Source organism: Butyricicoccus sp. (assembly GCF_977037065.1).
On record NZ_CDRQNY010000008.1, the window covers coordinates 20,528 to 33,218 of the forward strand.

The 12,691-nt window shown below is 55.0% G+C and carries 5 protein-coding genes; 1 reads left to right on the plus strand and 4 read right to left on the minus strand.

Features of this window, described 5'->3' with window-relative positions; genetic code table 11:
• Nucleotides 1-2: 2 nt before the first annotated feature.
• From ACWVX6_RS04580 to ACWVX6_RS04590, 3 genes are all read right to left on the minus strand, one after another.
• Nucleotides 3-9,308 (minus strand): prepilin-type N-terminal cleavage/methylation domain-containing protein, encoded by a 9,306-nt coding sequence (locus ACWVX6_RS04580; protein WP_455152466.1) that lies wholly within the window; start codon nt 9,306-9,308, stop codon nt 3-5.
• A 228-nt stretch (nt 9,309-9,536) separates the two neighbouring features.
• Nucleotides 9,537-10,898 (minus strand): NCS2 family permease, encoded by a 1,362-nt coding sequence (locus ACWVX6_RS04585; protein ID WP_118284674.1) that lies wholly within the window; start codon nt 10,896-10,898, stop codon nt 9,537-9,539.
• A gap of 62 nt (nt 10,899-10,960) precedes the next feature.
• The gene (locus tag ACWVX6_RS04590) at nt 10,961-11,485 is read right to left on the minus strand and encodes an adenine phosphoribosyltransferase (RefSeq protein WP_110435309.1); all 525 of its coding nucleotides are present in this window, start codon (nt 11,483-11,485) and stop codon (nt 10,961-10,963) included.
• A 440-nt stretch (nt 11,486-11,925) separates the two neighbouring features.
• Here ACWVX6_RS04590 and ACWVX6_RS04595 point away from each other — a divergent pair, with 440 nt between their 5' ends.
• On the plus strand, nt 11,926-12,120 hold the full coding sequence (locus ACWVX6_RS04595; protein WP_117489659.1) for a hypothetical protein: 195 nt from the start codon (nt 11,926-11,928) through the stop codon (nt 12,118-12,120).
• Between the two features lie 81 nt (nt 12,121-12,201).
• On the opposite strand, the gene ACWVX6_RS04600 is transcribed toward ACWVX6_RS04595, so the two are convergent.
• Nucleotides 12,202-12,576, minus strand: coding sequence for a DUF4186 domain-containing protein (locus tag ACWVX6_RS04600; protein ID WP_455152467.1), 375 nt, complete (start codon nt 12,574-12,576; stop codon nt 12,202-12,204).
• Nucleotides 12,577-12,691 lie beyond the last annotated feature (115 nt).

Below are 12,691 nucleotides of genomic sequence, written 5' to 3' on the forward strand. Positions count from 1 at the left end.
AACTAAAATCTGCGCTCAGCAGGATCGGATTCCGTATAACGGTCGCTCTTGCTGTCCGCAACGACAGTTACCCTGCTGATCTGTATACCATTTGTCAGCTGCAGGGTCTGATTCTCGTGCGTTACCACGGAGAAAATGTTAGGCAGCTTCAATGTAAATGTGCCGTCCTTCACCTGCAGCATGGTATCCGGCTGATAGCTGTAATAACGAATGCTGCCATTGGTAAGGCTGTATCTGCCGTTGACCGCACTTCCCTGTTTTACAGTATACCAGTCATCCCCTGCAACTGCAAACGTATTTTGACCATTCATGATAATCTCCGGCAGGTTCCCGCTCATATCGACGGTAACCGTCGTGGAATTATCGTCCTTATAGGTCAATTCAATCCGATACAGATCAGCCTCTGCCACCTCGTCCCACGAGAGCGCGGTAAGCTGTGCATCCCACTCTGCCGTGTTGATAAGACGATTCATCGGGCCATAGCTGACCGCAAGCGCCTCATTCACGTTTGCCAGCGACGCGCTCGGTGCTTCCAGCTTCACACGCGGGAATACCACATCGCCGCTCGATACCCAGACCGAGCTTACCTGTCCCGCCGACTGCGAAATACGAGCCTCAAACCGTACAGAACAGCCTGCGTATTTCGTATCCAGATCGGTCAGGCTGCAGACGTAGCTGTCGCCGCTTTCGCTCATTGCGGAAACGGGGTAAGTCACCGTCGTGCCGTCCGTCCCGGTGATTTTTGCCCGCAGCAGATAGGTGCTGCCGCCGGGCGGTACACTGGCCGCATTCTCCGGCGTAACGGTGACCTGCAGGCCGCCGCTTCGGAAGCCGGCCGCCGGAATCGGGTTGTTTGCTGTCGCATTCCAGTTGTACGACCACTTGACGCTCGGCGTATCCAAACGCATCGGCACGGTCATCGTGTACACGATACCGTTCGGGCTGTCCGCGTAGCCGGAATCATCCGCAGCCACCGCCACCAGATAGAGGTCGATGGTCTTGCCGGCGTAATCCTCCAGACTGCGGCTTACCGAGCAGGTGCCGCCCCTGACGGGCACAAGCGCACCCAGGGCAGCGGCCGTTTCGCCCTCCGGCTGCACATAAATCTGATAGCCTGCACAGCCGTTTTCGCTGCCGATGGCACTCCAGCCGATGGTGTATTCCAGCTCGTTGGTATCCGGGTTGGTTACCAATGGCTGTCCCGGACGTTCGAGGCGCTGCTTGACAGCGTACTTCTTCGTCGTACTCAGGCCAACCTCGCCGTATGCCTGTCCCAGACGAGTAACGGTCAGCTCAACCTCGGCGTACTGCCAGTCGTCCGCGCTGATGGTGAACGATTGGGAAGTATTCGGATTCTCCTGCATACCGTAAACCTCGTTGACCGGAATGCCGATTCTTGCGCCTGCCGCAGTAATGCCGGTCAGCTTGACGCTGTAGTGCGGCGCTGCAGTCCCCTGCCCAGGCTGCGTCCACGAGAACCGGTAGCTGATACTGCCGTTATCTTCCTGCATCAGTACCGGGTCGTTCAGCTCCGGTGCCGTCAGCGGCTTGATGTTCAGCACCGCGGCTCTAATGTAGTTTGCAAAGTCATTCGCGTGGCCAAGGACATGACTGTAAATGATCTTGTCCTGCTGCTGAACGCCCTCCGCGCTGTAAGTCCGCAGCGTAACAGACGCATCGCCGGTCTGCCGGGTATCACCATAGGTGTAAACCGGTCCCAGACCGGAGGCGGCGTACCATGCACGCACCCGACGATTTGTGACATTCTCCGCGAAATACTCCTTCGGCAAGTCGCGGAAGTTTGCCGTAACCGTGTTGCCCGCCGAGGTCAGCACATCCTCATACGCAAAAACATACTCATTTGTGCCAACCGTGCCGAGCACCTCGATACGGTAAATCGGCGGTGTTTCCATCTGCGACTCGTTGACCGTCAGTGCAGCCGTGACCGTGCAATCATCCACCGTACTGCCCGAGTACGATACCGACAGCTCGTTAATACTGCCGTCCGGCTTGTACTTTGGCGTGTCGGTCGGGATAGTATCCGTCACGGAGGCCGGCTGAATGCCGTTCGTAATGCCCGCCGCTGCCGTGACGATCAGCTCCTTCAAATCATCGCCGTTGATCTCGGCGGTATGGTTGTTCTGATCAATAGTCACGGTCTGCGAGCCAAGCCTGAAGGTGACCTTCCAGTTGCTGAAGACCGCATAATCCGCAAGATTTTTCAGCGAGATCTGGTATTTAGCGCCATTGTTCCAATGGCTCACCAGTCGGATATTGACATCCGGTGTCGGCAGCACCGACACATCCTGCGTCGCCGCAGTTTTCCATGCAGAAGGCGCGGTATCCTCAAACAGACTGACAGCACGAACCGACAATGTAACGGTCTTGCCTGCTGTGTCTGCCGCAAGGCTTGCCGGCAGCTGGAACGTACCGCTGGTCGTACCGGAGCCGTACGCCTGTGTGCCGTTCAGCTTCGGGTCCCACTGTCCCTGTCCCTTTTGGTTCGGGATAAAGCGCAGATTGGACAGCACCTCCTCACCGTTAACGAACACTCTGCCCTCGTAGTACAGCGGGCGGTCGTCGTCCGTGATGGAGACGTTGAAGGCACCGTCATCGTTCTGCCGGAGCGAAACGTCAAAGGAGTCGTCCAGTGCACCGGATGCCGTCTTGCTGTGCTCCATATCGCGGTAATTGGTGCGGACGTACTCGTCAAGCAGCTTGCCGCTCTGATTAAACAAGCCATTCACTCGGTAGATATTCGGCCGCAGCCACGATTGATTGTTGCCTGTCGTCTGCGAAATCGTTCGATAGGTCGGAGAATCCGGCATAACAAACAAAACACGTCCGGTGATTTCACCCGAAGTACGAATGATACCATTATCGTCAATCGTTGTGTTGTCGTTTGTCATGTTGTAGTACATCTGATTATTGTCCGTATCCACAGAATCCAGATTCGGACCTGCAATCGCCGCAAAGGTCTTATCCTTCCATTTGCCTTCGATACCCAGATTGCCGAAGGCAATCATACGCGAATACGCCTTGCGCGATTCACTTCGATAACCATGCTGAAACGTATATCCTACATAGTTTGTCAAACCCCAGGTATCATAAAAATAATAGTTGTTTCCCACATTATTTTTATCCGATATCAGGCCAAAATCATTTCCAAAAGCAGCAATCGACCAATCATTGTTTGTATCCTGGCTGACGGAAAAACAATTTTGTATGTAGGTATTGCCTGCGGCAATTTTAGAACTGCCGCTCTTGCCATTGCGCTCGTAGCGATCACCCATAATGCCTGCAGAATACGGATCACCCACCAGCTTTTCCGCATAGTTGCGGCAGCGATCAATTTTCAGCACAATATTTTCGGTCGAAATACCGATGGAATACCGTGCATCGTTATAGCTTTTCGACAGCACATTATCCGTAGAGAAGAAGCCGACGATACCGGAAGCCATCGAGCCTGCGTAAATTTTCACACCGGGTGCGTTCACGCAGTCTACCACGTTGATCGTATACTTCTGTCCATCTCCAGCTTTAGTCGCTTCATACGCCGTAATATTGCCAAGAATGCCGGCACTGTCATTCGCACCATTTGCCTTACTCTCACCATTGCGGCTGTAAACGCTGCCGTGGTTCTGACAGCTGATAATATCAAAATCCTGATCGGAGGCCGCATGATACAGCTGTGCTACAATACCGCCCGAAGCGCCTACCCAATCCGCCTTAAAGGTGGTCTGCAGATTGCCATAGTTATAACAGCCTTCGATTATGCCGCCGTTATTCGTCCACTGACCGACAATACCGCCCGAATAATGCGATTGATAGCCATAAACAGTACCATAATTGACACAATTCCGGATCATCCAATCCGTGGTGGTCTTATTCGACTGCGTACCGATAATGCCGCCTGCAAAACGGTTGGTCGCATTACTGCTCAGCTGGCGGCCGACAAACGCCTGATTGAGCAGATAGGACAGGTCCTTTTCGCTCTCGTTCATGCCGACAATACCGCCGGTGCCGACACCGATGCCGTCCGACTTGTTGACCAGCAGCCAACTGCCGCTGACGCAGCGATTCAGCTCACCGGTCGGCGCGTTGTAGCCCGCCACGCCGCCGAGGTTGCCGTTGCTCGATACGATGATCTGCATGGTGCGGTCTGCCGCTACGCTCTTGCTGCCGCCGTTGTAGGACAGCTTTTCCACATCCGTCCAGTCTGCCCACTTTACCCAGGTGGAATCCGCAGACAGCTTCTGCGCCTTGGCATTCGCCAGCAGATCGCTCACCTTGGTGACGTTTTTCATCAGCTTTTCGGTGCTCTTGTCGCCGGACTGCGTAATAGTGCCCTTATTGTAGCCCGTCACGCCGCCGACCATGCCGTTTTTGACCGTGATCGTGCCGGTTCCGGTATTGTCTATGTAGCACTGCTCGATGATGCCGGTCGTATCATTCTTGCCTGCAATGCCGCCGATATGCGAGGACAGGCGTTCCTTCTCTGCCGCCGAGCTGGTGGAGGTTGCGGTGTACACACCGTCCGCCGTCAGTGTCAGTCTGGAAACGGTATTGCCCTGCAGCAGACCGCCGTTCAGTCCGGCAATGCCGCCGTAGCAGTTGCCGACCGCGCTCTTTCCTTCGTCGATCGTGCCGGAATACGTGCATTCGGTTACCTTGCCGCTTGCATTATTCCGACCGACTACACCGCCGAGATAGGTATACTTCGTGAATTTCTCAAAATCCGAGGTGACCTTCACCTTGCTGACCGTACCGCCCGCTCGATTGATGCCGACTGCACCGCCGACCTGCAGCGTGCTTGCGGAAACGCTGTATGTCGGCTGCTGCGAAACCCCGGTTTCCGTGACCGTACCGCTGTTGTCTCCGACAACAGCACCCAGAATGAATGCACTGCCGGAAATCGTGATATGACCGCCGAGTACCGCTCCCTGAACCGTACCACCCTTGTGGTTTACCGCACAGATCGCGCCTGCCGCAGTCTTGTTGCGGGTGATGAGCGTTACCCTGTTATCCGTGCCGACGCTGCAGCTCCTGATCGTACCGTAGTTTTCGCTGGCAACGCCGCCTGCATAGCCGTCGTTACTGGTGACGCTGCCGTTGCCGATGCAGTTCTCGACCGTGCTGCTCGCGCTGTTCATGCCGACAATGCCGCCTGCCGCACCGACATTTGCGGTCACCTGACCGAGATTCTTCGCGTACCGCAGAACAGCCTTTGCGCCCTCCTGCGCGCCGACAACGCCGCCTGCACTGCCCGCCGCTGCGCGGACCTCTGCCGCCTGATTGGTCAGGCAGTCGATGCTCGTGCCGCCGAGTGTGCCGCGGTTGATGCCGGCAACACCGCCGACCATACTGCTGCCGCGCACGGTCAGCCTGTTATCCGCGGCAATGACATCGCCCTGTGCGCTGCCGCTTGCCGAACTGAGCGTGCCGGTTGCGGTATTCACGCCGATCGCGCCGCCGACACCGCTGCCGCTGCCGTTGACACGGCGCTTTTCTGCCGGTGTGCTCGAAAGCGTGATCGCACCGCCGTTTTCGCCCGCAATACCGCCGACACGGCCTGCACCGCTGACATTGGCGCTGCTGGTATTGTTCTGTATCCTGCCGCCGCTGAGATTATAGCCGACGATGCCGCCGACCGTGTTCCGTCCGGTGACGGTGCAGTTTTTCTCGGTCGTGCAGTTTTCAATCGTGCCCGCCTTCCTGCCGCCGACATTCAGACCCGCGATACCGCCGATATAATCCTGCGTTGCGCTGCCCATGCTGCCGGAGAGCGTGCAGCCGCGGATGATGCCCTCGTTCAGACCGACCACGCCGCCCATGGCATTCAGACCGTTCATCGTGCCCTTGCTGGCACAGTGCTCTATCACATGATTCTCACCGTTGACGCCGATCACACCGCCGATAACGGAAACACGCAGTTCGCTGCTGCCCAGCTCATCGGAGAGCGCCTTCGCGGCATCCGTGTACTTCTGCGCCTGCAGATAGGACACCATATCCACACCGGTTTTCAGCTTGCTGTCCGGGAAGGTGTCCTCTGCCGGACGGTCAAAGCCGCCTGCGTTCAGACAGTGCTCCACCTTCATCCGGGTCTGCGGCTCACAGCTGCCGATAATGCCGCCTGCATACGCATACGCGCGGATGGTCATGTTGCTGGAAACCGCAGACAGCCTGCCTGCACTGTTGCCGTCCGCTGTGATGGTGATGGTATGCGTATTGGTAGAAGCCGTGACCGTTCCCGGTACATTGCTGTTGTTTGCCGCGATACCCGGCAGAAGCGCATACAGCGTTCCGCCTTCCCGGTCTTGCTCCGTGTAGGTGCGCTGATAACCGATCAGACCGCCGCAGAATGCCTCTGCAGTGACCGTGCCAAGGCTGTTATCGACCTTGAGACCGCTGACCGTGACATTCTCTCCCGGGTTGACCACATTTGCACCGATCGCACCGCCGACATAGTACCGTCCCTGCACACTGCTCGGCTTGATGGTCAGCTTCTTCTCGAGCAGCTTTGTCGAAGCATTCAGACCGATCAGACCGCCGACGCAGTCTCCGGTCGCGGCAACACGGCCGCCGATGAGCGTATAATTGATATCAATCGTGCCGTCCGTGTCGTTATAGCCGACCAGACCGCCGACATAGTGTCTGCCGACGACGATACCCGCCACACTCCGGGTGGAGACTGCGTTATCCTTGTCGCTGAAGGTGATCGTGCCGCTGTTGTAGCCGGTCAGACCGCCCGCATAGCTGCCGACGGCTCCCCAGTCCGTGACACGCCTGTAGATCGCATTATTGGTGTCCGAAACATAGCTTGCACAGTTTATGATGGCCGCATTGTTCTCATTTGCACCGCAAATACCGCCGATAAATACATTGTATCCTGCAACGACACCTGTGTTGACGCAGTTTTTGATCGTCGAACCGCCTTTATTCTCACCAATGATGCCGCCGACATACGAATTGCCGATGACATAGCTTGCGTTAACGGTTGTTCTGGTGCCGTTTTCACTGAGCAGTGCCGTCTGCGTATCAGACTGATTCAGCGCACCGATGATGCCGCCGACATACTCGCTGCCGAGAACGTAGCCGTTTGCCTCGGTCTCGCAGTCATACAGCACACTTTGTTCGCCGTAGCCGACAATGCCGCCGACATATCTGCCGCGCAGCTTGTCTCTATCCTCCTGCTTATAGGTGTAGCCGTCCGCATATCCGGCACGGCTCCTGCATTCCGAAAGAGACGCATTATGCGCGTAGCCGACAATACCGCCGATATAACGTCCTGCCAGCGAATCATTGTCTGCGGCTGTGCTGCTGAGAATCAGGCCCTCATTTTTGCAGTCAGCCATATCTTTTCCCGTGGCCTGATCCTTGCCGGAAAAATAGCCTGCAATGCCGCCAACCGAGCGATTGCCCGTTACAGCGGCGCTGTTGGTCAGGGTCTTGACCGCGGCACCGTTTGTTGTCAGGCTGCCCGCAATACCGCCGATACCACACGCAGTACCGTCGGTCGGCAGCGTACCAGTTACAGTACCCGATGCAGACAGCTTGATTACTGACTGAGAATCGCTGACTTCAATCACACCGGCCACACCGCCGATGCCCTGCGCCTGTGCCGAGGTCAGCGTAGCTTCCACCTCGGCTTCGGTGCCGTCCACGGTATCGCCCTTCAAAGAGCCGTTGCTGTAACCGCAGACTGCGCCGACACCCTTGAGCTTGCCCGATGCGATCTTCACCTGCGGATTGAGCAGGCGCAGATCATGGATTGTACCTGCGTTTTTTTGAAACAGACCAAGATACTCTGCGTCATCGGCAATTGAGGTCTCATCCAGCTTGAGATTACTGATGACATTCCCGCCCGTAAACACACCGGCAATGCGGTTCAGCAGACCGCCTGTGCCATTCAGTGTCTGATCGCTGCGCAGCGCAGGGATGCTCGGGAAGCCGATATCCTTGCCGGCGGAGACCGAAAGCGCGCCGCGGGCTGCCGTACCGTAAACCTTTACACTGTCGCTCATCCAGTCCAGCGAACGCGCGGTAACGGCAAATGCCGCCGCCGTATCCATATAACGGATATTGGACAGATGACGGAAGGTTTCGATCTCGCACCGACCGTTATCCGACCGGGTGCCGTCACCGAAAAGCGTGTTCGCCTTATTGGATTCGATAGCGTCACTCTTTTGATACTCCTCACCGCCGGTGTTTTCTGCATTCGGGTCCGGAAATACCTGCACGGCTGCGTAAACATTCAGCGGGGTTTTCAGCTTGCCGCCGAAGCGCGTGATGCTGGTATCGCTGCTCTGCCGGAAGGCTGCTTTATCATCAGACAGCTTGTCCAGCTGGTCGTACAGCTTCGCATTCATCATACCGTCCAGCACAAGTGTTGCCCGCTTGTTGGAACGGTCGTATTCCACAGGGAAGGTATAATCCTTCGTCGCGTTGTCCTCGGTCGTAACCGCAACCGACTGCGAACCCGTTTTCAAATTCCTGCCCGGAATATTGATCGACAGGAGCTGCGCTTTGTCCTCACTGCTGTACAGTTTGACCTCGTAATAAACCTTATCCAGATCCTGATCCTTCACATTGCTCGACCAGTTCAGCGACAGGGTTTCACCATTTACCAGGTTGATCGAGGTGATCTTCAGCTTGGTCGCATCCAGACTGACAGCATTGACTGCATCCTGAACCGAGTAATAGCCCAGCCGTTCTTCCCGGCGCGTATCGCGGTCGCGCTTGCTATAATCAATATCCAGCCAGCTGCCGGACATATCCGCCGGTTTGCTGTCCTCATTCGATTCGTAGTACAGTCCCTTGCAGTTTGTGCCGTAGAAAGCCGAATAAACCTGACCGCTTTCCACGTCGATTTCGATGCAGATTGCAGCATTCAGCACACTTTTATCGTAGGTATCCTGCGAAAGAAGCGCACCGACGAGCGCACCGTCACCCGACAGCTCGCCTTCTGCGTATTCGCCTGCATCCAGACGAATGCCGTAAATACGACCGACCAGCTTTTTCCGGTCCTCATCCGACTCATCAAACGACTGATTCAGCACGCCTTCCTTCTTCACCTTGCTGCAGAATGACTCCCATTCACCGCCGGTACGAAGGTAGGTCAGCTCGGATTCTGCCGACAGATACATGGTCTTAGCGTACGATTCATTCTTTCGGAACTGCGACAGATGGATATACCCCAGAAGGCTCGGTACAGCGATGGCAAACAGAATGCTCAGAATGACCAGCGTAACCACCAGCTCTACAAGAGTAAAGCCGCCTTTTCTGCACTTTTTGCGCTGCTGTGTCATATTCGCTGCCTCCTTCCCTTTGGATACAAGATAAACGGGTATACTGCCCCAATTTAGTCATTTTATATTTTACCAACTCCTACGTTTTCTGTCAAGTATCGACACCGTTCAACTGCAATCCCCGCTGTTTTCGCTTATTTTCTCTGATATTTACCATGATTTTCATGCCACAAAAAAGGCTGCCGAAGCGAGCTTCGGCAGCCTTCTGCAATCTTTACGATTTCTGAATTAGAGGAAGATATACTTGAGTACGAACAGTACTGCCAGAACGTACATCAGCGGAGCAACCTTCTTGCCCTTGCCGGCTGCAACATTCAGCAGAACGTAGGAGATAACGCCCAGAGAGATACCCTCGGAGATGCTGTAGAACAACGGCATAGCGATGATGGCGAGATAAGCCGGGATGGACTCGGTCAGGTTGTCCAGATCGAAGTTGATCTCGGTTACGGTGCCTACCATCAGGAAGCCGACCATGATCAGCGCCGGAGCGGTTGCGAAGGACGGGATGGCGGTGAAGATCGGTGCAAACAGCGTGGATACAAGGAACAGGATGCCGGTAACCAGAGCGGTCAGGCCGGTACGGCCGCCGACTGCAACGCCGGATGCGGACTCAACGAAGGTGGTGGTGGTGGAAGTACCCAGAATTGCACCTGCGGAGGTTGCAATCGAGTCTGCCAGCAGAGCGGGCTTGATGCCCGGCAGCTTGCCGTCCTTATCGAGCATCTTCGCCTTGGTGGCAACACCGATCAGCGTGCCCAGAGTATCGAAAATATCAACGAACAGGAACGAGAAGATGACAACGATAAAGTTTACGATGCCGACTGCGCTGAAATCCACGTTGAAGCACTGGCCGAAGGTCAGACCCAGTCTGGAGAAGTCGGTCATGCCCCAGCTCGGGAACAGGGAATAGAAGCCTGCGTCCGGCGTCGGAACGTAAAGGCCGGTCACCTGACAGAGCATGCCGAGGATCCAGGTCAGCAGAATGCCGTACAGGATGGCGCCCTTCATCTTGCGGGTATAGAATACTGCGGTGAAGAACAGGCCGATCAGCGTCAGCAGTGCGCAAATGCCTGCGGTGTGGAAATTCTCCGGGAAGCTGATGATGCCGACCAGCGTTGCGGAGTCCACGCACAGACCGGAGTTCTGCAGACCGATGAAGGCAATGAACAGACCGATACCAACCGAAACACCCTTTTTGAGCGTCAGCGGAATGGCATTAAAGATGGCCTCACGGATGTTGGTAAGCGACAGGACGATAAAGATCAGGCCCTCAATGAATACGGCCAGCAGAGCGACCTGCCAGCTGTAGCCGTAGCCTGCAACAACGGTGTACGCCATGAAGGCGTTCAGACCCATGCCGGCAGAGAGCGCGAACGGCAGGTTTGCCATAAACGCCATGCACAGCGTGCCCAGGCAGGATGCCAGGGCGGTTGCCAGCAATACCGCGGTGGTATCCATACCGGTGGAGCCGAGTACGCTCGGGTTTACGGCAAGGATGTACGCCATGGTCATAAAGGTAGTGATACCGGCCATGACCTCGGTCTTGACTGTGGTTTTGTGTTCCGATAGCTTGAAAACACGTTCAAACATCGAATAACCCCCTTTTAAATTTTCAGGCTTTCGCCTTGATTACTGTGAAATGATAATTTTACTTACTTCCCCTCGTAAGCGACAACCGTCTCCGCCGGACAGGTTTTAATGCGGTCGCGTCCGTGCAGACCCTTGAGCTCCAGCAGGCAGACAACCTTGACGACCTTTGCGCCGAGCTGCTCCAACAGGTGGACAGCCGCCTCAAGCGTACCGCCGGTAGCGATCAGGTCATCGACAACGACGATCTTCATCCCCGGCTTGATGTCATCGCGGTGTACCTCGATGGTCTCCATGCCGTACTCCAGCTCGTAGGACATGCGGGACGTTGCACGCGGCAGCTTGCCCTGCTTGCGGATCGGAATGAATGCCTTATGCAGATTGTACGCCATCGGTGCACCGAACAGGAATCCGCGGGATTCCAGACCGGCGATTGCGTCAAACTCCACGCCGTCCAGCAGCGCAGTCATCTCGTCCACCGCCAGATGGAAGCCGTCCGCGTCACCGAGTACGGTGGTAATATCGCGGAAGATGATGCCTTCCTTCGGAAAATCCGGAATGCTGGTGATATACTGCTCAACCTTACTCATGAAACCTCAATTTCCTCCTTATCCCTGCCGCCCGGCAGAGAATCAATTATGCTGTTTTTACCATTTAGCGCGTAAAACAGCAACACACCTTATATATTATCAAATCGTGTCGTTTGTGACAAGAGATTGATTGTACGAAATGCAGATTTTTTAACATGAAGATTATTACAGCTATACAAATTTCCATAAAATTGTTCACTATCGGATACGGAGCGAGTGCCAGCCCTTGGCTCGGTGGTTCGCCGCACCCGCGGCGGCGGGCAACTCGTTGGCCCGGTGGTTACGGACGGCATCTGAGAGTTTCATCTTTAGTACCTCTTACCTTTTATATAACCGCTATTTACTGTAACCATCTGCATCACATTTATTGCGTTCTTCCTATCGCTGTGCTATGCTGTGTATATACCGACTAACCTCGTTTATGATGGGAGGCTACTGTGATGAATCGAAAAAGCGTTATCAATATTCTCTGTGCCCTGTCGGCCATGATTGCTGTCGGAATTGCGGTTTGGATCACTCTGACTGCCCACACACCGCACACGATGGACGATTATATCAACCATCAATACCTGATTGGTGTTTCCAGCGGAATCGCACTCATACTATGTATTATCCGCAGCTATATGCCAAAATAGCAGAAGAGACGCAACTGCGTCTCTTTTTTATTCTATGGAGAGCGGTAACCCGCAAGTCTCTCTTCACTCTCACTCTAATTCTCAATTTTCCATTTCTCTCCTCATCCAGCTCATCAACATTCCAACGATATAGACCTGCTGCTCCGCCGAAAGCGGCACGCCCTGCGGAATGCCATGCCATTTCGCCAGACAGCCGCGGCAGCAGCAGGCGGTCGCGTGCTGCGCGATGAACACCGGATGTCCCCGCATGGGTGTCTGCTTGCCGTCGTTTTTTGGCTCGGCCGGTGCAAGCCGCTTGGAAACGAAATCTGCCGCGTGGTCGGCAACCGTGTTCCATCCCTTATCGCGGATGTACTGCTTATCCTGCGCCTTCAAATGAAATCGGCTGCGGAAATTCGAGCGCGAAAGCCGCACGAGCATCTGTGCATAGGTTTCCTGCCGCTGTTTGTCTGTCATTGTGCTCACCTCTTTTTATAGTATACTCCGATCGACTTTTTTACGCAATCCGGATAGAACATTTGTTTTCTTTTCCCGAATATGATATACTATCTCTGCATTTGATTTTCTGTAT